General features: G+C 54.3%; 13 protein-coding genes. 6 read left to right on the top strand and 7 right to left on the bottom strand.

Annotation, left to right across the window (positions count from 1 at the left end; genetic code table 11):
• Positions 1 to 1689: M12 family metallo-peptidase (locus FRY97_RS19840; protein WP_211356932.1), on the bottom strand; the 1689-nt coding region annotated here is incomplete at its 3' end.
• A gap of 590 nt (positions 1690 to 2279) precedes the next feature.
• On the opposite strand from FRY97_RS19840, the gene FRY97_RS19835 reads away from it, so the two are divergent.
• The 3 genes from FRY97_RS19835 (at position 2280) to FRY97_RS19825 (ending at position 6857) form a co-directional block, all read left to right on the top strand.
• Positions 2280 to 4139, top strand: a complete 1860-nt coding sequence (locus FRY97_RS19835; protein ID WP_147169362.1) for a glycoside hydrolase family 13 protein — start codon at positions 2280 to 2282, stop codon at positions 4137 to 4139.
• A 328-nt stretch (positions 4140 to 4467) separates the two neighbouring features.
• Positions 4468 to 5151: a LolA family protein gene (locus FRY97_RS19830; protein ID WP_147169361.1), complete on the top strand. Its 684-nt coding sequence runs from the start codon at positions 4468 to 4470 to the stop codon at positions 5149 to 5151.
• A 206-nt stretch (positions 5152 to 5357) separates the two neighbouring features.
• A complete protein-coding gene (locus tag FRY97_RS19825; RefSeq protein ID WP_147169360.1) occupies positions 5358 to 6857 on the top strand; it encodes a GH3 auxin-responsive promoter family protein in 1500 nt (499 codons plus the stop codon).
• Positions 6858 to 6866: 9 nt separating this feature from the next.
• Here the strand turns inward: FRY97_RS19825 and FRY97_RS19820 are convergent, their stop codons facing one another.
• From FRY97_RS19820 to FRY97_RS19795, 6 genes are all read right to left on the bottom strand, one after another.
• On the bottom strand, positions 6867 to 7412 hold the full coding sequence (locus tag FRY97_RS19820) for a DUF192 domain-containing protein (RefSeq protein ID WP_170254770.1): 546 nt from the start codon (positions 7410 to 7412) through the stop codon (positions 6867 to 6869).
• 107 nt (positions 7413 to 7519) lie between these two features.
• A complete protein-coding gene (locus tag FRY97_RS19815) occupies positions 7520 to 8641 on the bottom strand; it encodes an efflux RND transporter periplasmic adaptor subunit (RefSeq protein ID WP_147169358.1) in 1122 nt (373 codons plus the stop codon).
• A 38-nt stretch (positions 8642 to 8679) separates the two neighbouring features.
• The gene (locus FRY97_RS19810) at positions 8680 to 12975 is read right to left on the bottom strand and encodes a CusA/CzcA family heavy metal efflux RND transporter (protein WP_147169357.1); all 4296 of its coding nucleotides are present in this window, start codon (positions 12973 to 12975) and stop codon (positions 8680 to 8682) included.
• A gap of 219 nt (positions 12976 to 13194) precedes the next feature.
• Complete coding sequence (locus FRY97_RS19805; RefSeq protein ID WP_147169356.1) at positions 13195 to 13590, bottom strand: hypothetical protein; 396 nt, start codon at positions 13588 to 13590, stop codon at positions 13195 to 13197.
• A gap of 155 nt (positions 13591 to 13745) precedes the next feature.
• Positions 13746 to 15083: a RagB/SusD family nutrient uptake outer membrane protein gene (locus FRY97_RS19800; protein ID WP_147169355.1), complete on the bottom strand. Its 1338-nt coding sequence runs from the start codon at positions 15081 to 15083 to the stop codon at positions 13746 to 13748.
• 42 nt (positions 15084 to 15125) lie between these two features.
• Positions 15126 to 18149, bottom strand: a complete 3024-nt coding sequence (locus tag FRY97_RS19795) for a SusC/RagA family TonB-linked outer membrane protein (RefSeq protein ID WP_147169354.1) — start codon at positions 18147 to 18149, stop codon at positions 15126 to 15128.
• Between the two features lie 691 nt (positions 18150 to 18840).
• Here FRY97_RS19795 and ribA point away from each other — a divergent pair.
• The 3 genes from ribA (at position 18841) to FRY97_RS19780 (ending at position 24423) form a co-directional block, all read left to right on the top strand.
• Positions 18841 to 19461 (top strand): GTP cyclohydrolase II, encoded by a 621-nt coding sequence (gene ribA, locus FRY97_RS19790; RefSeq protein ID WP_147169353.1) that lies wholly within the window; start codon positions 18841 to 18843, stop codon positions 19459 to 19461.
• 385 nt (positions 19462 to 19846) lie between these two features.
• Positions 19847 to 23011: a SusC/RagA family TonB-linked outer membrane protein gene (locus FRY97_RS19785; RefSeq protein ID WP_147169352.1), complete on the top strand. Its 3165-nt coding sequence runs from the start codon at positions 19847 to 19849 to the stop codon at positions 23009 to 23011.
• A 20-nt stretch (positions 23012 to 23031) separates the two neighbouring features.
• Positions 23032 to 24423 carry a SusD/RagB family nutrient-binding outer membrane lipoprotein gene (locus tag FRY97_RS19780; RefSeq protein WP_147169351.1) on the top strand — a complete coding sequence of 464 codons (1392 nt, stop codon included), beginning with the start codon at positions 23032 to 23034 and terminating at the stop codon, positions 24421 to 24423.
• Positions 24424 to 24546: the final 123 nt, after the last annotated feature.

The raw sequence follows: 24546 nt of genomic DNA, 5'->3' as shown, positions 1-24546 counted from the left end.
GGCCAAACGCGTGAAAAAAGAAGAAGCGTTGTCATTCGCAGGGTTATCGTCTGTCGTGCCATTCGGCGAGCTGACCCAGGCCTCAAAGGTATGCCCACCTATACCGAAAGCTACCACTGGCAGGCTGACCGATGTAGCAGCTCCTTGGCTCAGGTTGCCCGACCAAGCATAAGTATTGACCACCCCTTCGTCTATCTGATAATTGATGGTGACTTGTTGCAAGGGTTGCGCCCCCACATTTTGTAAGGTGACCCTGGGCGAAAGGGAGCCCGAGCAATAAGCCCCATTAGGGACAACAACTCCGGTCAGGGCAGCATCGTTGACAGGGCCATCCCCGCAAGAGGACAAGCAAAAAGCATTGTACACCTTATCACGGATCAAGTCGCCCGGCTGCTGGCCAAAGCCCCCGCCGTTGGCGGGATTTAGAGAAATGCCCACCCCACTGGTAATGTGGCAGTAGCTCATAACGGTGCCTACATCTGGAAGGGGAGTATTGCAGCTGTAATTGGCGCCACAGGTAGAAGCTTCTTCATAGCCAGAAGCATAGCCGCAGCAATCTAAGGGCGTATTGTTGCCATTCCAGACACAGGCATGAGTATGCCGGGAACCCAAGTTGTGCCCAATTTCATGTGCCAGCACATTGACCGTCCAGCTATAAGCAGGCACAGCATTGTAAGAGAGGTTGATATCGCTATAGCCAACCGAATAGAACCCGTTGCAAAGCACATCAAGGTATGCGATGCCGCCGCTGCCCTGTGTACCGACCAAGTGGGCCAGGTCTCCGTTGAAATCGCCCCCAAGCTCATCCCTGAACTGTACCAAGAAGTTGGAAGTAGATGGGCCGTTGTAGGGGTCTGCCACATCCCAGGCTACCAGCTCGCTGATCTGCAGATTGACCGACTCGTTGGCATAGACGGCAGCGACCTGGCTAAAAGCCCCCGCCACGTAGTCCATAGCCTGGCTGGGCCCGCCTTTGGCCTGTACAAGGCTGTTGTCAATCTCGACATACATACCTACACAGTTGTCAGGATTAGCCATGCGCTGCTGCCCTACCTGAGGCCTGGAGCCAATAAAGTGCTCTTCATCATCGACCATGCAATCAAAATCTGGAGCGAACCGCATGTCTGCCTCAGCAAATAGGGCGTGTACCCCTTCCCCTCTGCCTTCCAGTGCTCCGAGGGTATAATTTCCCCCTTCCAAGCTCAACAGCCCCATGACTTCTTCGGTATTCAAAGCGAGTGCTGCCAGAGATCCAGGCCTGCCTTCCACACCTCCCCAATAGTAGACACCGGGCGTCCAGCCCGACTCTTCCCCACGCTCCTGACTGCCCAAGCGGGCTAGGAAGCCTGGCCGTAGCACATCGGCGCGGTACAGCAAAAGGGTAAGCGTTTTCCCTCCCGGGGCCGGGAGTTTCAGCTTCAGCACATCGGGCCGGCTGCTGCGCAGCTGTTCCAAAACGGGGGCCGACAACTTCATAAGCCCGGCATCCGAGAGCGCCGCAGATACCCCCATCTTTTCAACGGTCTCCCCCGGAAGTGGCTGCACGAGCGGGCTAAAAGGTGCTGCCTTCAAAGCAGGTTGGTACTGCAAAAGCTGGGCCTGAATAGGGGTAGTTTTTTGAGCAAACAAGTGTGGGCTATACCATGCGCACATCATGTACAGAGACAACCACAGAGTCAACGTTTTCATTCGCTTCGCATTTTGCCAGAGCAGCGCTCTGTTTTCATTATTAGGTCAGAGTTTTGAAATCCAATACAGCTCTCGCAGCATGTGCAGGGGCAGATGGTGTTGACAGGATGTGCTTGTTGTTATCGTGTGGGCTTTTAAGCGGTAAAAGCTAGCAGTTTTGAAATGCTAGGGTTGGGAGGATAAAGCATTCCGCTTAAAGTGGCCTTGCATTAGGGCAAGGCAAGTCTATGATTACATCAAATACGAAGATAATATATTTATCAGGAGCATTCCGAATCTCTTCTGGGATTTATAGCATTATTGCTGGCAGGCGATTACTGGGCGCGAACCAAAACATTCTAGGTTTTCAAACATTATCGGCACTACGATGGCACCGGCCTAGCGCTGCGAAGGGGCGGCAGGCCTGATAAGGCCGAGCGGGCAGCGAGCCCCGGAGCATAGCGGCACCTGCCATCGGGCAGGGGCAGGCCCCTATGCTTGCGGAGGGAGCAGGCCCCATCAAAAAAACGGCAATCTGGATTGTGCCCCTATTGTTTAACTTTGTAGGATACCCCTTAGCCTTTGCAAGACCGTACAACCAGAAACGAGATATGAACAAGAACATTACACTTACCTTTCTCATTGCTTTGGCGCTGCCTGCTTTTTTGCGGGCACAGATTGACCGCATAGAGCCGCCTCACTGGTGGGCAGGCATGAACAGCCCTTCCCTTCAGCTGCTCGTACAAGGCGATGGCATTGGCCAGGCTCAGCCGGCGGTCAGCCATCCTGGCATCACTATTGAGCGTGTCAATCAGGCTCACAGCCCCAATTACCTTTTCATTGACTTGCGCATTGCACCGACGGCCAGGGCAGGGACTTTCGACATTACCTTTAAAAAGGAAGGGGCGGCTGTTGCTACAGCTTCTTACGAGCTGAAAGCACGGGAGCGCTCGGGAGAAAGTTTTATCGGCTTCTCCTCCAAAGATGTCATACAGCTGATCACCCCAGACCGGTTTGCTAACGGCGACCCCAGCAACGACAGTGTAGCGGGGCTGGCAGAGCAGGGTACTGACCGCAATGCCCCTTTTGCACGGCACGGGGGCGATATCCAGGGCATCATCAATAGCCTGGATTATCTGCAAGAGATGGGCTACACGGCTATTTGGCCCAGCCCCCTGCTCGAGAACGACATGCCCCGCTGGTCTTATCATGGCTATGCCATTACCGACTATTATAAAGTGGACCCCCGTTTTGGCACCATGCAGGATTACCGCCGGCTGGCAGACGAAGCCCGCAGCCGGGGCATAAAAATCATCTTTGACGGCGTGGTGAACCACTGCGGTTCTGGCCATTGGTGGATGGAAGACCTGCCCTTCGACGACTGGCTCAATTTTCAGGGGTCAGAAGAAGCGGTAGTGACCAACCACCGCCGGACAGTCAACCAGGACCCATATGCCGCTGCTGCCGACCGGGCAGTAATGACTGGCGGCTGGTTTGTGCCCACTATGCCAGACTTGAATCAGCGCAACCCCTTCTTGGCTACCTATCTCATTCAGAACAGCATCTGGTGGGTAGAAACCCTCGGGCTAGGGGGCATCCGCCAAGATACCTACCCCTACCCCGATAAAGACTTCCTGACCGACTGGACTTGCTCCATCATGCAGGAGTACCCCAATTTTAATATCGTTGGGGAAGAATGGACGACCAACCCCCTGCTTGTAGCCTACTGGCAGGAAGGCAAGGAGAACCCCGACGGCTATGCCTCCTGCCTGCCCAGCACTATGGATTTCCCCATGCAGGAAAAACTCGCCTCAGCCCTGACCGGAGACGATGCGCAGTGGGAACAGGGGCTGATGCAGCTCTATACTGGCCTGGCCAACGACTTTGTCTACGCCAACCCCCACAACCTCCTTATTTTTGGTGACAACCATGACATGGACCGGCTTGCTACGCAGCTCAAGGGCGACCCACAGCTGGTCAAAATGGCGCTCGCCTGGCTGCTGACCACCCGTGGCATACCGCAAATCTACTATGGTACAGAAGCCCTACTGAACAACGATGGCTTCCCTGGCGATCATGGCGTCATCCGTGCCGACCTCCCAGGAGGATGGGAGGGCGATGAAGTCAGCGTTTTATCTGGCAAAGGGCTTTCTAAGGATCAGCAGGAGGTCCAAGCCTTCCTCCGCAAGCTCCTTAATTGGCGAAAAGGCGCTAGCGCCATCCACCATGGAAAAACCCTGCACTTTGCCCCCGTAGACGGCATCTACACCTATTTCAGGTACGATGGCTCCCAGACCGTGATGACGGTCATCAACAAGCAGCCCAGCCCTGCTGTGCTCGGCCTCAGCCGCTTCCAAGAAATCCTACCGGGCAGAGCTCAAGCCAGGGATGTCATTACCGGGGAAGCCGTACTTTTGGAGGGCGAACTTCAACTGCCAGCCCGCTCTGTACTTGTGTTGGAGCTGGATTAAGCGATGTAATGTTGGCATCCAATAAGCACTAAGAAACGGGCAGGGGCGCTTTCCCTTTAGGAAGTGCAGCCCCTGCCCCGATTCTCCCTTTTTAAAGAAACTTTAACCTCTGCCCCCTTGTTGTTCGGTCAATAATCGGCGAGTTTTGCCCGTTAGATGATGGATAGTAATAACCTGAACAATAGACTTGATGCTTCGGGGATTATTGCAGGGCTTAGTTGGCGCTTTCCTGCCTATGCCGTGCCTTCATTAAGCCAGCGCATGGTTGAATACAGCTCATTTTTCACGCTGCACTAGCCCGGCGCATCAAATCTAAAACCTCTTTTGCATGAAGCGCATTCTGCTTTTCGGTTTCCTTTTGATCAGCCTGCAAATGGCTTCCGCCCAAAACAATATGGTCACCTCTGCGGAAGATTCCGACCCTAAGGCTAAGGCTATCCTGGATCAGATCCGCAGCCGTTTTTCCAGCTACAAGTCACTGAGCGCAGATTTCGCCCTAGACATCACCTTCCCGGAGCAGCCCACAGAAACGCAGCGCGGGTATATGGCCAAGCAAGGTGATAAATTTAAAATGGCGATGGCCAGTCAGACCGTGATTTCAGATGGCCAGACACTGTGGATGATTTTTGACCACAATAAAGAGGTGCAGATCAATGACATGCCTGAAGAGACTGATATGGGCGGCATGATTTTGTCGCCGGAATCGCTGCTGAATTTTTACGAAAACGGTGATTTTGCCTACTACATCACCAATGAGTACAACGATGGCAAGCGGACCGTGCAGCAGATCGAGTTCAAACCCCTCGATAGCAGCATGGAGTACACCAAGCTCCGCATGAATATCAACAAAGCGACCAAGGATGTCATCAGTGTAGAAGCCTTTGGACGGGACGGCTCCCGGTACAAACTGAGCCTCAACAAGCTGACTCCCAACCCTTCGCTCCCGGCCAGCGATTTCACCTTTGACAAGGCCGATTACCCTGGCTACTATATCGAGGATTTACGGATGTAGCCCAAAGAATTTAATTCGCATAGTTGATTGAGGAGGGCACAGCATAGCGCTGTGCCTTTTTTTTGGCAGCGGATAGCTTTGGTATATGGCCAAAGTCTGCTCGTTCTGCGCTACATTTGTAGCAGCACAGCAGGGGACGGGCTAAAAAAAGGTGTTTTTCTGCCAGCTGCCCCTTCCCCCTTTGCCTTTCCAAAAACAACTCAGACATGGGACTGAAGTCGAAGCTCATCAAGCCATTTGCCAAGAAGATTGCACGAGATATTGACCGATGGTCTGCCGATGCGGTAGGCGCACAGCGGGAAGTGTATCAAAAACTGATGAGCAAAGGGCAGCGCACCGCTTTTGGGAAAGACCACAGCCTTAAAGCAGAGCTCCCCTACGAAGCCTTCCGCGATCAGGTACCGGTACGCGACTACGAAGCTCTGAAGCCCTATGTGGAGCGCATCAAACAAGGAGAAAAGGATGTGCTCTGGCCTGGGCTGCCCAAGTACTTCGCTAAAACCTCCGGCACGACCTCCGGCGTCAAGTATATCCCGCTGACCAAAGACAGCATGCCCAACCATTTTGGCACCGCACGCAATGCCCTCTTTAATTATTATGCCAGGACAGGCAAAGGCCATTGGCTGGATGGGAAAATGATTTTCCTTTCGGGGAGCCCTGAGCTGGAACAGGCTGGGCAGATCCCTACTGGGCGGCTCTCGGGCATTGTCAACCATGAAGTGCCCTCTTGGCTGCGCACCAACCAACTGCCTACTTATAAGACCAACTGCATAGAGGATTGGGAAGAGAAGCTGGAGCGGATTATAGATGAAACGGCTAAGGCCGACATGAGGCTCATCAGCGGCATTCCCCCTTGGGTGCAAATGTACTACGAGCGGCTGTTGGAGCGCACAGGCAAGAAGACCGTAAAAGAAGTCTTCCCCAACTTCAGTATGTTCGTTTATGGGGGAGTCAACTTCGAGCCTTACCGGGGAGCCCTGGAAAAGCTCGTTGGGCAACGGCTGGACAGCCTGGAGACCTACCCTGCCTCGGAAGGCTTTATCGCTTTCCAAGATGACCACACGCAGCCAGGGCTGCTGCTCAACGCCTACTCCGGCATTTTCTTTGAATTCATCCCACTGGAAGACATACATTCCGATGCGCCCCGCCGCCTTTGGCTGAACGAAGTGGAAGTAGGGGTCAACTACGCTCTCATCATCAACAACAATGCCGGGCTGTGGGGCTATAATATTGGGGATACCGTGCAGTTTGTCTCCAAAGCCCCCTACCGGCTCGTCGTATCCGGGCGGGTAAAGCACTTCATCTCCGCTTTCGGCGAGCACGTGATCGGCAAGGAGGTAGAAGAGGCGATGAACCTCACCGTCGCTGCACTTGGCGGCAAAGTGACTGAGTTTACGGTAGCGCCTCAGGTGAGCCCGCCGGAAGGAGGAACCCCCTACCACGAATGGCTGATCGACTTTGGAGAGCGGCCTGCGGATATGGCGGCTTTCGCCAAAAGGCTGAACGAAGAAATGGCCCAACAGAACATCTACTATCAAGACCTCATTGCAGGCCATATCCTCCGCCCGCTGGTGATCACGCCTTTGCAGCAGGATGCGTTCCGCAATTACATGAAGTCGCAGGGCAAGCTAGGCGGCCAAAATAAGGTGCCCCGCCTGAGCAACGACCGCAAAATTGCCACTCAGCTGTTACAGTGGAAGGCTTAGGCCTTTCGGTCAATCCAGTTCGTAAGCAATCTGATCTCCGGCCTTCACGCCGTGTTTTTCGCACCATCCACCTACCACTTCCAGGACGTACTTGGCATCCCCTTGGCTCGCCTGTGGGCTGAGGGTCTGTGGCTGTGCATTCGCACGGATGTTCAGGATTTTCAAATCTTGGCTGATGAAGATGATGTCGAGGGGGATATAGGTATTGCGCATCCAAAAGGACTGTGGCTCTGCGCGCTCCATGATAAAGAGCATGCCTTGGCTTTCTTCCATGGATTTACGCCACATCATGCCTTCCGCACGCCCCATCTCATCTTGCTTGACTTCGATCTCAATCTGCTTTTTGACTTCCCCGGAAGCAGCGTCGACGATAGATAGCTGGCCATTGCGCACAAAGCTAGGCCCGGTGCCCGCGGCCTCTTTAGGGATGGCCATATAGACCAGGCCCGCCAGAATGGGCAGGGCAAGAGCAGCCATGAGCAATGCTAGATTCCGGCGGCGTTTTTGCCGGGCTTGACGCCTTTCGGCACGATTGGGGAGTTTGTGAGCAGACATAATCGGTTGGTTGGTCATCTTGAGGTGCATGGCAAGCACAGTGCGCAAGATAAAACATTTAGTGGTTTATCCCATTTTATCGCGCACTGTGCATACCACGACTTGCGCTACTCAGCTGCTGAGCCATTGATATAGTATGCCCCGCTCAGGGCCAGCGAAAGAGAAGGCTTAAGCTCGGGAGAGCTGACCTCCAGGTAGCCATTGTCAGACTGCCCAAGAGCCACTTCTATTTTGCGGAAGCCCTCACCGTTTTTTGCAAAAACAAAAGCCTGCTCTCCGGTACGGACTACTGCCTGCTCCGGCACCGCCATTACGGTACGGCGGTCGGTCTGTATCTCAGCAAAGAGGAAAGTGCCCAAGGCCAACTCTGGCACCTCATCAAAATGGACATGTACACGGGCTGTCTTTTTGGCCATATCCACCGATTGCCCCAAGAGGTGCACCCGCCCTTTCCATTCTTGGCTGGTGCCCGGCACTTTGGCCACGACCGGCTGCCCTACTTTCACCCGGTGCAAGTCTTTCGCAAAAACTTCCAGTTCCAAATGCAAGTGGCTTTTATCTACCAGTTCAAAAAGAAGGTCTTCTGGTTGCACGAGCTGTCCGGGCTGTACCGCAACCTGGGTCAAGTAGCCCGATTTAGGGGCAGACAGGCTAATCTGGGATTGTATTTCACCTGATTTTGCCAAGGCATCCACATCAAGGCCTATGAGCTTCAGCTCAGCCCTAAGCCCCTTCTCACGGGCTTGGGCCAGCTGCAATTCAGAGAGCGCCTGCTCATAATCTCGGCGGGAGGCTGCGTCTGAGCCCGCCAAGCTAGCCTTCCGGGCTTCGTCCTTTTCCAGGAAAGGCAGCTGCGCGCGGGCCTCCAGCCAGCTGCGCTGCAGCCGCACCAAATTGGGGTGGCTCACTACGGCCAGGCGTTCTCCCCGGCTGACCCGCTGCCCGGGCAGCTTATTGATGGCAGAGACAAACCCCGCTACCGGGCTATGTACCGATTGGCGGGAGGCCGGTGGCACATCAATCATGCCAGAACAAGAGAGGTACCCCCCTATTTCTCGCATTTCAGCCTGCCCGATCTCTACTGCTGCGCTAGCGAGCTGTTCGGGGCTCAATATTACCTGCCCCACCTCATTAGAGGCAGGAGTTTCTTGCGATCCCGCTTCAGCGGGCTGTTCTGCCTGGCAGCCCATCAGGCTGACGAAGCTCAACAAAAGCCATACATTTTTCATGGTCTTGATATTTTGAAGCCGGCAGCGCCGGCGGCTTGTTAAGAATTGGAAAGAAAAATAAAGTAAAGCACGGCCTGATTGTACCGGCTCAGCAAAGCATTGTAAGCCAGCTCATTCCGGAGCGCCCCTTCTAAGCTTTGTGCATATTGGAAATAATCGATCTCACCTTCGAGCAATTGCTGACGGGCCAGCCGGCGCAAGATGATAGCCTGCTGCTGCAGCTCGCTGCCCTGTACCTCAAGCTGACGGCGCAAGGCCTGGTACTGCTGCAAAGCCCGGTACTGCTCCTGCTGTAAGAATTGCTGCTGCCCCTTGAGGTTTTGCACAGCCTTGTCCTGTTCAAGGCGCACCTGTGCGATACGGGCCCGTTGGCTTTTCTGGAAGATCGGTACGGAAAGGCCTGCCTGTACGGCATGTAAAGGCACCTCCGGCCGCAGGCTCTGCTGGAAATAACCAATGGAGAGTTGAGGGTTGAGGAGGGCCTCTTCCACGCCCACTTGACGCTCTGCCACTGATATTTGCTGCTGAAGCGGCTGTAAGAAGACAGCGCTTGCGCCCAGGCTGTCGGCCAGGAGGGGCGGCAGGGCGAAGAGGGTATCAGGCGAGCGGGCAGCACTTGGGCTGAAAGCCAGCTGCTGCAACCTTAAAAAAGCCTGTTCTTCCTCAAGCTCTGCCATAGCCCTGGCCTGCTTCGCCTCTGTCAGGCGCTGTTGGGCGAGAGAAAGGCTCAGGCGGTTGATGGCGCCGGCTTGCAGCTGCAACGTTGCTTTTTCTGCCAAAGCAGCAAAAACCTCTTCTTGGCGCTGAAGAATGCTCTGCCGTTGCCGGGCCGCCAGCCAATGCTGCCAAGCTTGCTTTACTTCATACATTTTTTGATGGCGGGCAAGGGCTGCCTCCCCCCCTGCTAAAGCCAGGCGGGCACGGGCGGCAGCTTCCTGACGGGCATTCAGCCCAAACACTGGCAGAGCCTGTGTGGCAGACCACTGATAATCGCCGAGCGGGCCGTCAAACTGGCCAAAACCTGCGGTAAATTGGGTAGCTGGCACTGATCTAGAGGCCGCAATGCCCTGCCGGGCCTGTTCTACCGAAAGCCCAGCATTGAGCACCTCGGGGCTACGGGCAATGGCCCGCGCGATAGCGGTATCCAAGGTGAGCGGCTGCTGCGCTTGGGCAGGCAAAGTGGCCAGCATCAATGGAAAGAGGACAGCTGTTACCTTCGGAATCGGGTTTTTATTGCCCCTATTGGCCAGGTAATACAACACTGGCAATACAAGCAACGTGAGAAGAGTCGCGCTAATGAGCCCTCCGATAACAACTGTAGCCAATGGCTTTTGCACCTCTGCCCCATTGGATGTGGATAACGCCATAGGCAAAAAGCCCAGGGCAGCTACGGTAGCGGTCATGACTACTGGCCTCATACGGGCCAGCCCGCCCTGCAACACCACCTCCCGGATATCCGTTACGCCTTCTTCGTAACGCAGCCGGTTGAAATAACTGATCAACACAATACCGTTGAGCACGGCAACCCCAAAGAGCGCAATGAACCCCACCCCGGCCGAGATGCTGAACGGCATCCCTCTGAGCAGCAATGCCGCTACCCCGCCAATGGCTGCTGTTGGCACTGCCGTGAATATCATCAGCGCATATTTCAGCTTGCCGAAGGTGAAGTACAGAAGCAGGAAGATGAGGGCCAGCGCAACCGGCACAGCAACCCCCAAACGCTGCTTGGCCGCCTCTAAGTTCTCAAACTGGCCGCCGTACCGCAGGTAATAGCCAGAAGGCAGCTGAAGCTCGCGCTGCAGGCGTGCCTCAATATCTGCAACCAGGCTGGCGACATCACGGTCGCGTACATTGACTCCAATATTGATCCGCCGGCGGGCCCCCTCTCGTGAAATCTGCATAGGGCCTTCCGTATAACTCACGCTTGCCAGCTCGCTCATTGGCACCGACTGCCCATTGGGCAGGTGTACAAATAGCTTCTCCAAATTGAGCTCCTGCCGGTAAGGCTCCTGCAAGCGGACGACCAAGTCGAACTTACGCTCGTTCTCGAATACTACACCTGCGGCCTCGCCCGCATAGGCCGTACGGACCAGGGTGTTCAGCTCCTCTACGTTCTGCCCATATTCTGCGAGCTTTTCGCGGTCAAAATTGATTTTCAGCTGTGGCAGGCCTTCCGTTTGCTCCACTTTTACATCGCCAGCGCCCGGCACTTGTGCAATTAGGCCAGCAGCCTGGTCTGCAAGGGATTTCAGTGTAGCCGTGTTTTCACCAAAAATCTTAACGGCGATATCCGTTTTAGCACCGGTCAGCAGCTCGTTAAACCGAAGCTGAATGGGCTGGGTGAATTCAAAGGACACCCCAGGCAAGACTGCGAGCTTTTCCTTCATCTGCGCTACCAAATCCTCCCGGTTTGTAGCGCTTACCCACTCTTCCCGTGGCTTGAGCAAGATCATAATGTCTGCATCTTCTATCGCCATAGGGTCGGTAGGCACTTCTGCTGTGCCTATTTTCGATACCACATGCTTAATCTCCGGGAAGTGGCTCAGCAATATTTCTTCCGCACGGGTGGAAGTCCGTACACTTTCCTCCAGGGAACTCCCCGGCTGTATGGCCATTTGCATAGCCATATCGCCTTCCTCCAGGGTAGGCAAAAACTCTGCCCCCATTGAGCGGAAAGCTACGACAGCAAGCAGCAGCAGGCCAACTGCCGCGCCAATAACCAGGGTAGGCATACGCAGAGATGCCTCCAAAGCTGGCCGGTACAGCCTGCGCAAAAAACCAACAATCCGGTCTGCAAAGGAAGTGTGCGCCTTGATTTTCCTTGGCATCACCCAGGCGGTCATCATTGGTACATAGGTAAGGGAAAGCAGCATGGCCCCGAGCACTGCAAAGCTGAACGTCATGGCCATAGGGCGGAACATCTTGCCCTCAATGCCCGTGAGCGTCATAATGGGGATGAAGACCGTCAGGATAATGAAGACCCCAAAAACAGCCGACCGGAACAACTTGGAAGATTCGTCGATGATGAGGTCATCCATCTGTTGCTGGGTGAACTGCTTGCCCACATGGTATGTAAAGATACCGTGGAGCACTCCTTCAACGATGATGACGGCACCATCTACCACAATCCCAAAATCGATAGCCCCCAGGCTCATGAGGTTGGCTGAAATGCCGAAGTAATTCATAAGGATGAGCGCAAAGAGCATAGCCAAGGGGATGACAGAAGCGACGATCAGCCCGGCGCGGAAATTGCCCAACAACATGACCAGTACAAACACGACAATCAGCCCGCCTTCCAACAAGTTTTTCTTGACCGTACTGATGGTTTTCGCGACCAGGTCAGAACGGTCGAGATAAGGGTACAGCTCTACCCCTTCTGGCAGAGAGGCTTTGATCTGCTCAACCCGGGCATGTACATTGGCGATCGCTTCTGATGAATTGGCGTCTTTCAGCATGAGCGCAATCCCCCCGACCGCTTCCCCCTTCCCGTCCATGGTCATTGCACCAAAGCGTTTGGGGCTGCCCAGCTGCACCTTGCCCAGATCACTGACCAGCACAGGCACTCCGCCCCTGTTGGCCACTACGACAGATCCGATATCCGCTGTATTTTGCAGCATCCCTTCCGTACGGATGTAATAAGCGTTGGAATGCTTTTCGATATAGCTGCCACCGCTGTTCTGATTGTTGCGCTGTAGGGCATCGAATACTTCTGCAACGGATACATCGTAGCCCTGCAGTTGTATGGGGTCAAGGGCGACTTCATATTGTTTGAGGTAGCCGCCAAAACTGCTGACTTCGATAATGCCCGGCGTGCCAGCCAGCTGCCGTTTGACAATCCAATCCTGAATAGTCCGGAGCTCCATAGCAGAGAATTGGCCTTCGTACCCTGGCTTGGGGCGAAGTACGTATTGGTAAATTTCCCCCAGCCCGGTCGTGATGGGCATGAGCTCGGGGGTGCCAAAGCCGGGCGGAATTTCGGCGGCTGCCAGCCCGATCTGTTCTTTCACAAATTGGCGGGCGTCTAGTATTTCAACTGATGGCTCAAAAACAATCGTCACCACAGAAAGCCCGAAGCGGGAAATAGACCGGATTTCAGTCACATCGGGGATATTGGCGACAGCCACTTCTACGGGGTAAGTAATGAACTGCTCGACTTCTTGAGGAGCGAGAGAGCCCGATACCGTCACGACTTGCACCTGATTGTTGGTGATATCGGGTACGGCATCTATGGGCAGGGAAGAGAGGCTGTACAGGCCGCCGCCTATCAAGGCAGCAACGAACAGCACTATCAACAGCTTGTTGCGTACAGAGAACGCGATAATTGCGCGGATCATAACATTATTTTTCCTGATCAAGTAGGTTATTGCCGCCTGCTCATCGAAAGCACAGGCAGGGACAGACGCAGGATGCCAAGGGCAAAAGCCAAGCGCACTGTAGCTCAGGGTATCCACAAGGGCAAATCTGAAAAGATGGGCCATAACCGCGTACACCATGCAGGCTATAGGAAACTATAGCAGCGGAGTGCCAAACTTAGCGCTTGTAGAAAACCTGGATCAGGAAAATATAGGAGGGCGGAAGATACTGCCTATTTCAGGGCAGCTTGCACATTCAAAAGCTATTATTGTAAGCTTTACTACAGGAGTCTGCAGTGTTTTCACAAAGGGGCAGAAATACTGAATGGCGATATGGTCAAAGGAATGGATGTGCTTGAGCGGAAGGTCTTGATGGCTCCGGCCGCCATCACCATGATCGTGATTGACCGGGCTCCAGAAGTGCTCAACGATAAAACAGCCTAAGGAGATATCTTCGCCAGCTTCGCTGGCCAATTGCTGATGTAGCTGATAATGCTCGATGGCCTGAGGGACTTTGCTCAACTGCCCAAAATCTGCACCTGGCAGAATGCTGCCGAGCAGAAAGTAAAGGGCCAGTATTTGAGCAGTAGCTTTCACGTATTGCAGATTTTACGCTTCAAAGATACAGCTTTATAGCTAAGGGAACGGTGACATTTGTTACGGTGGTGTTAAAACTGCCCAAAAGCAGACAGGGCACCGGGAGAAAGCCCCCGGATGCCCTGCGCTGTTTCTAGTCTGCCTTTGCTAATGGCTTAGCAGTTGCAGCAATTGTTCTGCTGTAGATTGATGTTGCGGTCTACGTCGCGCAAAGGCAATGGCCATACCGCATCGCAGCTCTCATATCCGAGCGGGCCAAGCACTTCTTCGGCCATGCCACGGCGGCGCAAGTCCCAAAGGCGGTGCCCGCTTTCCATAGACAACTCCACAAAACGCTCTTGCAGGATCGCATCAACGTAGTTGGAAGCATCAAGCGTAATGGGATCGAGCCCTGCGCGGGCACGCACTTGGTTCAGCCACATGCTGGCCATCCCGAAGTTCCCAGCTTCTGCCTCTGCTTCTGCAGCAATGAGCACCAGCTCAGCATGGCGCAGGAAGAGGATAGGGTCTGTACCTGCATTAGCGCCTACGAAATCTCTGTACTTCAGGCTAAATGGGACGGAAGCTGAAGCAGTATCAATGGAAGACGCAAACCGGGCGTCGCCTGGCTCAAATGCGCCGATCAGCTTTGCAGATGGCTCAATGGAATGGCGGCCGCCAAACTCAGCAGGGCCATAGAAGAAGTTCAGCGAGTTGCCATCTGTAGGTGTGAAGGTCAACGCGAACAGCTGATCTTGCAAATAGGGCACTGTGGTCAGGTCAAAGCCTTCGCCCAGCACATTGGTCGCCGCAGTGAGGGCTTCGCCATAACGGCCCTGCACCAGGTACACTCTTGCAAGCATGCCTTCCGCTGCAGCCGCGTTGGCACGGTCAAAGGAGGTCTCCGTGATGTTGTCACGGGCAAACTCGAAGTCTGCAATCACCTGATCAAGCACTTCTGCACGCGGGTTGGCAGGCACATTGAGCTCATCGCCCAAGGCATCGCCTGAGGTGGCCTTCGTCACCAAGGGCACATCGCCCCACCCTTGCGTGAGGTAAAAGTAGGTGAGCCCCCGCACAAAGCGGGCCTGTCCTACGATATCATTAACAACAGCATCGGTCAAGGATGGGTCATCAATGGTCGGGATCAGCTCTATGATGTTGTTAGCGACGTTGATCGCCCGGTAAAAATCAGAGAAGACCGTTGCCATAGTGGTATTAGAAGGGAAGACATTGAAGTTCCCGAACTCCAGACGGGTAGGGAAAGTGCCGGTGAAGATGGCTTCATCAGAAAAATACTGAGGCGTAGCCAGCCACCCGTCAAAAACAATATCTGCATCCTGCATACGGTTGTACACCCCATTGAGCGCTGCCCGTGCAGAGTTGAGGTCTGTCACAGCCAGATCGGTCTCGATTTGGTCTTGGGGCGACACCTTGTCGAGGTTCGCAAAGTTCTCACAAGCAGCCAGGCTGGCAGCGAGGAAGAACAGCAAGACATATTTATAGTTATTCATTGCTAAGCTTTAGTTAAGTTAAAGAATAGACATCTGCCCGGCTTAGAAGCCCAGGTTTACCCCAAAAACAACGGCACGTGCCTGAGGGAAGGTCAGGAAGTCTGTACCGAGTGCCACGTTGTCGTTACCGAAGGTGTTGACCTCGGGGTCGTACCAGCTGTAATTGGTGAACGTGATGAGGTTGGTGCCAGATACATACAAACGTGCTTTGCTCAGGCCCACATTCTTCAGCATCGTCTGCGGGAAGTTGTAAGCAAGGGTGAGCGTCCGCAGGCGGAGGAAGCTGCCATCCTCTACAAAGCGGTCGCTGCGGCGGCGGTTGTTGGCCGGGTCGCCGATAGCGATACGAGGGAACTCATCGCCGTCGCCTTCCTGCCGCCATGCGCCATCAAAAGAGCGCTGAGTAGGGGCGAACACGCCGTTCAGGCCTTCCGCAAAAGCGAGGTTGTTGTTGTAGATGTCATTTCCGATCGTGTACTGCAGGTAAGCATTGAGGGTGAACCCTTTGTAGCTCCAAGTACTGTTGAGGCCGCCCTGCCAGTCTGGAAGCGCCTGCCCGATGAAAGTACGGTCGTTGTCGTTGATAACGCCATCCGGTGGAAGGTCGTCTGCTGTACCGACGATGCCGTCTGGCCCAGCTCCACCGCTGATGTCCTTAAAGCGGAAATCGCCAGGCTGAGCGTTAGGCTGTGTAGCGTGGGCGTCTACCTCGGCCTGATTCTGGAAGATGCCGTCGGTCTGATGGCCAAAGAAAGCACCGATAGGCTGGCCCACAGCAAGGCGCGTGCCGAAACCGACATCGATGGGCTGATCATTGAACAGCTCCAAGATTTCATTTTGCAGATAAGACGCATTGAGGGTCAGGTTCCACTTAAAGTCGCCTTTGTTGATGACCTGTGCATCCAACAGCAGGTCTATGCCTTGGTTTTGCACGGAGCCAACGTTGGTCGGCACGCTCAAGAAACCAGAAGTGGTAGGCACCGGGCGGTTGAACAGCAGGTCGTCTGTGATTTTGTTGAAGTACTCTACTGAGCCAGAGAATACCCCGTCCATCAATACAAAGTCGATACCAACATTGAACTGAGTCGTCGTTTCCCACTTCAGGTCAGCATTTCCGAGCTGAGTCGGCTCCAAGCCAGGCGTATCCTGATAGTTGGCGCCAGCCGAAGAAAGCTGCCGTGCCAGGAAGTTGCCAATGTTGTTGTTGCCGTTCACACCATAACCCACACGAAGCTTGAGGTCGTTGAAAAATGCCCCCCCAAAGAAATTCTCCTCGCTGATGCGCCAAGCAGCAGAAGCGGCAGGGAAAATGCCAAACTGCTCGTTGATGAAACGAGAAGAGCCGTCACGACGTATGGTAAAAGTGAAAATGTACCGGTCGCTGTAGTTGTAATCGATATTACCGATGATGGAGCGCAGGTTGTCCCCTGTGAAATCGCCCAGGGTAGAAACCGGGCTCGCACCTGCACTCAGAGCAGTGAAGTTGTCGCCAGGGAAATCATTGACCTGAGAGAACGTACGGTCCAGGCGGTCTTCCTGCATCTCAAAGCCTGCAATAGCGTTGAGACTGTGCGCGCCAAAACGCTTCTGATAGTTGAGCGTATAAGTGGCTACGGTACGGATGTTGTTCGTGGTACCGACAGTTGCAGTGCCCGCAACAGAAGACTGAAGGCCAGAAGGCTCAAAAATGTCTTCCCGCAGGGAAAGGTAGTCCAAGCCCAATTTAGCCTGGAATGTAAGCTCAGGCAAAATCTTGTACCGCGCACCGATGTTGCCGATCACACGGTTGGTCACAATCAGCTGATCGTAAAGCGTTGTAGCTGCCACAGGGTTTTCCAGCCCGAAAGCAGAACCGAAACGCCCGTTTTCCAAGCGCAGGGGCACTGTCGGGGGCAAAAGGAAAGCTGTAGAAACCGCTCCGAAGATGTTGTTGTCGTTCTGTACCGGGCTGTTCTGCGAACGCGTAAAGCCCATATTGACATTGAAAGAAAGCTTATCCGAAACGTAGTTGTCCAAGTTGAGCCGCCCGGAATAGCGGGTGAACTGCGTCCCTTGGATAATGCCCTGATTGTCGCTGTAAGTCAGGCCAGCATAAAAGCGGGTCTTCTCATTGCCACCGCTCGCGCTCAGGTTGTAATCCTGTACAGGAGACCGGCGGAAGATGAGGTCCTGCCAGTTGTTGTCGCCGCCCAGGCCGCCAGCGCCAACATCGGGGCTGCCATAACCTTCTTCCAGGTAAGCACGGTAGTCTTCTGCATTGACCACGTCAATCTGCTGAGGCAGCTCCTGCATACCATAAGAAGCGTCGAAGTTAATAATGGTACGGCCAGCTTTGCCCGATTTGGTAGTGATCAATACAACACCGTTTGCCCCGCGCGAGCCATAAATAGCTGCAGCAGAAGCATCTTTGAGTACTTCGATAGACTCAATTTCATTGGGGTTGAGGTCAGCCAGGGGGTTTTGGTCCTGCCCGCCGATAGCTACCTGAGACAACGACTCGCTGATAATGGGCACCCCATCTACTACATACAGCGGAGCATTGCTCGCGTTGATAGACGTTGCCCCGCGCACACGCACGTTGAAGCCAGCACCGGGAGCGCCCGAAGTCTGTTGCACCGTTACGCCAGCTGCCCGGCCGCGGAGTGCGGATTGCACATTGACGTTGGCCTCCTCCATGAAGTCTTCGGCGCTGATTGAAGAAATAGAACCAGTGACGTCCTTGGAGCGCTTGGTCCCATACCCAGTAACTACAATTTCTTCCAGCTCAGCTATACCTTCTTCCAGCTCAACATCGACCACATTTGATGCCCCGAGCTCAACCGTCATAGAAGCAAAGCCTGTGTAAGAAAAAATAAGGTTAGTTGCGCCGTCCGGCACATTGAGAGAGTAGTTCCCGTCGAGGTCAGTCACCGTTCCGGTAGACGTACCCTCTGCCAGGATAGAAGCACCAATCAGGGGCTCGCCGCTCTTGTCCGTAACGGTGCCCGTAATGGTGCGCTGCGCCATTGCGGCGGTGAAGCCTGCTGCTAGGAGCAGGAGGACTAGTGAGAGTCTCTTCATCATCATCCAAGTTTAGTGTTAAAGAATAATGGTTGCAAACAACAGGAAGTACGATACTGCCTGTATTATCTTAATCCCTTCTGTGCACAGTGGCTGAAGGGCTTGCCTTAACACATGCCAAAATACTTAGGGTTCAGTTTTCCATCAGGCGTTTGTGGGGTTCAGCAGCGTATTGTGCGCCTGATCAATCCGTACAGCGTCTAGTTTTGCTATAACGCCTTGTTAACACGAAATTAACGATAGGGTTGTGTAGCAGCCTACATATTCTGTAGCCATTAACTCGAAAACGACAGTATTTTACACAACTGCCCGCTCGAGAGGGACAAAGCACAATACAGGTTGCCGTTTTTCGAGGGGCCTGCCCCTGCCCGGTGGCAGGTGCCGCTATGCTACGGGGCTCGCTGCCCGCTCGGCCCTGCGGGCTTACACCCCTGCGCAGCGCTAGGCCAATGCCAGGCTAAAGCCCAAAAGCATCAACGCCTGTGGCATTTTGGTTTGCGCCCAGAGCACATCCAACCCCAAGGCTGCCAAGCAGGCAGAAGGCAACGGCTAAAAAGCCGCCCTGCACCGATCAGGGCGCAGCCTATTCAAACCTTCCTACCTGTGCAAGGCAACTTTTCCGCATTTTCAAGGTTTCAAAAGAACGGTCGACAGCAGGGGTCCGCTCCCCTTAAAACCCGGTTAGCCCGTAAGCAATATGACAAATCCTGATATTCATACTTCTAAAGGCCGCCTCGTACAGCAGGCAGAAGCCATGATCCCCACCCCTTGGGGCAACTTCAACATGGTGGCTTTCGCCGAAAAAGAATCGGATTGGATGCCGCACCTCGCACTGGTCCACGAAAGCATGGACCCTGCAAAGCCCGTGCTCGTGCGCATACACTCTGAGTGCATAACAGGAGACTTGTTCGGGTCCAAACGCTGTGACTGCGGGGAGCAGCTGGCAGAAGCACTTTCCCTGGCAGCAGAGCATGGCGGCATGGTGCTCTACCTACGTCAGGAAGGGCGCGGCATTGGCATCATCAACAAGCTCAAAGCGTACAACCTGCAGGACAAGGGGCTGAATACCATCGATGCCAACCTCCACCTCGGGCTCGAAATCGACGCCCGCCAATACGATATTGCCATTGACATGCTTAAGGCCCTAGGCATAAGACAGATCAACCTGCTGACCAACAACCCGGAAAAAATCGAGGCTTTCGAAAATGCAGAAGTGGAAGTGCTGAGCCGGGTCCCTCTTATCATCAAGCCCAAAAAAGAAAATTTCGAATACCTGAAGACGAAGCAGGATGAAATGGGGCATTTGTTCAAACTGTAAGCCACCCCAAATATTTATACCGAAAAAAGATCCAAAAGCAAGTTGAAACAGAACATCTATCGGCAACATTATATTTTTACATCGCCTCTGTCGTAATTATTGCTAATTTCCTTTGATTGTTAGCCACCTTGCAATAATTTACGCCTTCCTTTTAAGGATTTCACTTGCCTATATCCAAACTAGACTTAGCCTAACCAAAAATTTTACCTGGACAAAGACTGTGCGGCTTCGGAGCAGTATGGCTTAAGCCGCTATCAGCCCCACCTTTGCCAGGCTGGGTTGCTTTTGCCATTGAGGCAGAAGGCGCTCAATCGCAAGTTGGGGTACAGCATGGACTTTTTTGTTTGGTTATTTATAACATTCTTGGATTATTAAATCATTTCGTATGAAAAAACTCTTACTAGTTTTCGGACTGGTCTGTGCCTCTATTGGTGCCACTTGGGCACAGAGGACAGTCAGTGGGACAGTGTCCGACCCAGACGGGGAAGTGCTCATTGGAGCTAGCATCCTTGTCGAAGGCACCTCTACCGGCACGGTGACAGATGTGGACGGTGCGTTCAGCATCAATGTATCTGCTGAGGCCAAGACACTGGTAGTCAGCTACACCGGCTTTTCTACCCAGAATGTAGCGCTGGGCGCTTCCAATGTTTATGATATCACGCTCGAGCCTTCCGCGCTCGACCTCTCCGAAGTAGTGGTGACCGCTATCGGCCTTGAGGCCAACCGGGCTCGCCTTGGCTACTCTGTACAAAATGTGGACAGCGAGGAGATTGCCAACTCACAAGAAGTCAACCTGGTAGACGGGCTGAACTCCAAAGTAGCGGGCGTGACCGTTACCAGCTCATCTGGCTCACCGGGTGCATCTTCTAACATCCGTATCCGGGGCGCAACCTCCGTTACCGGCAACAATCAGCCTTTGTTCGTAGTAGACGGGGTGCCCATCGACAACTCTGAGGTGGGCAGCAGCGTGGGCGATGTAGACCAGGCCAACCGGGCCATCGACATCAACCCCAACGATATCGCTTCTATGACAGTACTGAAAGGCCCTGCTGCCACCTCACTCTACGGGGTGCGTGCGGCCAACGGTGCTGTAGTCATTACGACTAAGTCTGGCCAGGTAGGCAAGCCAAAGATCACCTTCTCTACCAACTACCGCCTGGAAGAAGTCAATAAGTTCAACGAGTTGCAGAGCACCTACGCACAAGGCCAGCCTATCGGCGGTGTACCTACCTGGCGCGGGCCAGACACTGGCGAGGGCTTTAGCTGGGGTCCAGCTATCGCAGACTTGGAGTTCGACGGCTCAGATTACCCTTATGACCAAAATGGCCGCCTCGTGCCACGTGGCACAGGCAATGGCGTACCTGCTCAGGCGTACGATCAGACCGACTTCTTCGTCATGGGCAATACCTACGACGTGAACCTCGCCGTACAAGGCGGAACCGAAGCCGTGCGCTACTACGTTTCTGGCGGGCGCCTTGCGGCAAAAGGGGTGGTGCCTGGCGCCACTTTCGAACGGACAACCGTCAAGCTGCGCGCAGACGCTTCCCTGACGGACAAAATCACCGTTTCTGGCTCTGCCAACTACATCAACTCTGGCGGCAACCGTATTCAGCGGGGCTCCAACGTAAAAGGGGTAATGCTCGGCCTGCTCCGCAATACGCCTACATTTGACATGGGCAACGGCAAAACCGGACAGGAAGCGGCAGACGACCCCTCCTCTTACCTGCTGCCTGACGGGCGTCAGCGCTCTTATCGGGCGGGCATCTACGATAGCCCCTACTGGACCGTCAACAAAAACCCTTACACGGATAATGTCAACCGTATCATTGGCTATGCAGGCCTGACTTACGACGTGCTGCCCTGGATGTCCTTCAAGTACAAACTGGGCATCGACCAGTACTCTGACCGCCGAAACTGGGCACTGGACATCAACCCTGGCCGTCAGGCTGGCGAGGTGCATCAGTTCACCATCAACAACCGGGACCTGAACTCGGACCTGCTGATGACCATAAACAAGGACCTCGGCGACAAGCTGAACCTCAGCGCGATTGTGGGGCACAATTACTTCTCCACCATGTATGTCAACCAGGGGGCAGACGGTACGACGCTGGCTGCACCTGATTTCTACCACATCAGCAACGCTACGGACATTCAGGCGTTTGAGGTCATCAACCAGAAAAAACTGATCGGTGCTTACGCAGACGTTTCGCTCTCTTATGCGAACTACCTCTTCCTGAACCTGACCGGCCGCAATGACTGGTCCAGCACACTGCCGAAGGACAACAACACCTTCCAGTCTTACTCTGCCAGCCTTGGCTTCACCTTCACAGAAGCCTTCGGCATACAGGACAACCCCATCCTCCCTTACGGCAAGCTGCGCCTGTCTTACGGCGCGGTAGGCAACGATGCGCCCCTCTACGCTACTCAGAACTACTTCAACTCTGCAGCAGCAACCGGAGACGGTTTCATCACGGGCATCACCTTCCCAGCATTCGGCGTAAACGCATTTGAGCGCGACGTACAGCTCGGCAACGACGTGATCACGCCTGAGACGACCACAACCCTCGAAGTGGGCGGTGAATTTAAGTTCCTCCGTGGCCGCGTTGGGCTGGATGTGACGTACTACAGCTCTGAATCTGTAGACCAGATCCTCCCTGTACAGCTGCCTGCGCCTACGGGCTTCACTAGCGCCATCCTCAATGCTGGCCGGGTGACCAACAAGGGCGTTGAAATCGTATTTGATGTCAACCCTGTACGCGGGCAGGACTTCCGCTGGGATATCACGGGCAACTTCACCCACTACGAAAACGTAGTAGAAGAGCTTGCTGAAGGCATTGACGACATCACACTTGCTGGCTTCACTTCTACCTCTTCCAACGCGGTAGCCGGCATGCCATTCGGCGCCATATTCGGCACCGGGTTCCAATATGATGACGACGGCAACATGCTGATCGGCAACGACGGCTGGCCATTGGTTGACCCAATCCGCCGCCCACTTGGCGACCCCAACCCTGACTTCCTTATGGGCTTGCGCAACACCTTCTCTTACAAGGGGATCACCCTGAGCGCACTGCTCGACGTCCGCTCCGGAGGTGATGTATGGTGTGGCACTTGCGGCATCATCGACTACTTCGGCACTTCTCAAGTTTCTGCTGACGAGCGCAATGATGTTGTGGTCTTCAACGGCCTGCTGCCAGACGGCACCCCCAACAACATCGCCGTGCCACTGGCCAACCCTGAGGCCGGCTTGGGCACCTACTACCGCGTACGCTACGGCTTCGGCGGTATTTCCGAGATGAGCATCTTTGATGCTTCCTGGCTGCGCCTGCGCGAACTGACGCTGACGTACAACCTGCCGAAGTCTATCCTTGGCGAAACATTCGACAACATGACCATTTCCCTGACCGGGCGCAACCTGTGGTTGAGCACCGACTATCCGGGCATTGACCCCGAAACCAACCTGACGGGAGCATCCAATGGTTTTGGCCTCGACTATTTCAACATGCCAAACACGAAGAGCTATGCAGTGACCCTGCGGGCTACTCTCTAACTTTTAAAAAAGAATAAAAGATGAAAAGATTCCTATATATGCTCCTCGCTGTTTCGATGTTGACGATGCCAACATCTTGCGGGGACATCACAGAAATCAACAACGACCCTACCCGCCTGAGCGAGGTCAACCTCAGCTTGATGGCGCCTATCGTATTAGCTGGGCACTACCGCAATGAGGGCAGCAACCCTACACGTGTTGCAGGTATCATTATGCAGCAGTACGTTGGCTTTGATGCGCAGCAGGTAGACTACACCCAGTACTTCATTGGCGAAGATGCCATGAACAACTACTGGCGCACCGGGCTTTATGCCGGGTCTTTGAAGGACGCTATCGTCATGATTGAGAAGGCTCAGGAAGAGGGCAATACTTTTTACAGCGCCCTTGGCAAGCTGATCTTGGCCAATGGCATCGCTGATGCTGCTTCCTACTTTGGCGACATCCCTTTCTCTGAGGCATTCAAAGGCACGGAGAACCTCAAGCCGGCCTATGACTCCCAAGAGAGCGTTTACAGCGCTGTACAGGGCCTGTTGGACGAGGCTATCGCGGAGTTCAAGGAGAACGCTGGCGGGCATCTGGGCGGCGACCTCGTATTCGGCGGCGATACTGACGCATGGGTCAAAACTGCTTATGCACTGAAGGCACGCTACCTCATGCACCTGCAGAAGCGCCAAAGCGTGGAAGCCGATGTCCTCAACTTCCTAGACCAGTCTCTGACTAGCATGGCGGACGAAGCGACCTTCACCTTCGGCACAGCCGAGACAGAAAACTGGACCCTTGCTAAGTTTGGCCGTGAGCGCCCTAATACCCTTGTTTTCAATCCTGGCTTCGCTAGCCGGCTGGAAGCTACAAGCGACCCACGCCTGAACAACTACGCCAAGTTTGACGGTACTTCCTGGCAATATTGGGTGCTCGGTGATGCAGACTTGATCTGGGGCAAGGACAACGCAGCCATCCCACTGGTTTCTTTCGCTGAAGTCAGCTTCCTACGGGCAGAAGCCCTGCTGCGCTCTGGTGCAGGCGATGCTGAAGTAGAGGCTGCATTCCAAGCCGGCATTCAGGCCAGCATGGACCTTGTTGGCATCCCTGCAGACGATGCAGCCGCTTATATCGCTGCTAACGGCAGCCTTTCCGGTTCTACGGAGGCTAAGCTGGAGCAGATCATGAACGAGGCTTACATCGCCTACTATGGCCACAATTTCCATCAGACTTGGGCCAACTACCGCCGCACCGGCTACCCTGCCCTCACTCCGAACCCCAACGGCACCAGCGGCCTCAACCCCAGTGGGGTCATCCCGCGCCGCTTCCTATACGTAGGCAGTGAAACACAAACCAACGGAGTCAATGTGCAGGCTGCTCGCGACCGTCAGAACGGCGCTCTGCTTGACGCTCCGGTTTGGGCTTTCCAGTAAACCTCCTCCTTGATTTCAGCACCCCGCCGGCCTAAATGGCTGGCGGGGTTCAAACACCATCGAAATGAAAAAACTAAACTATATCTTCCTTCTGCTCGCTGCAGCAGCCTTCACCTTTCAGTC

It is taken from the genome of Phaeodactylibacter luteus, from assembly GCF_007993045.1.
Lineage (GTDB): Bacteria > Bacteroidota > Bacteroidia > Chitinophagales > Saprospiraceae > Phaeodactylibacter > Phaeodactylibacter luteus.
This window is presented reverse-complemented; position numbering and strand designations above follow the sequence as displayed.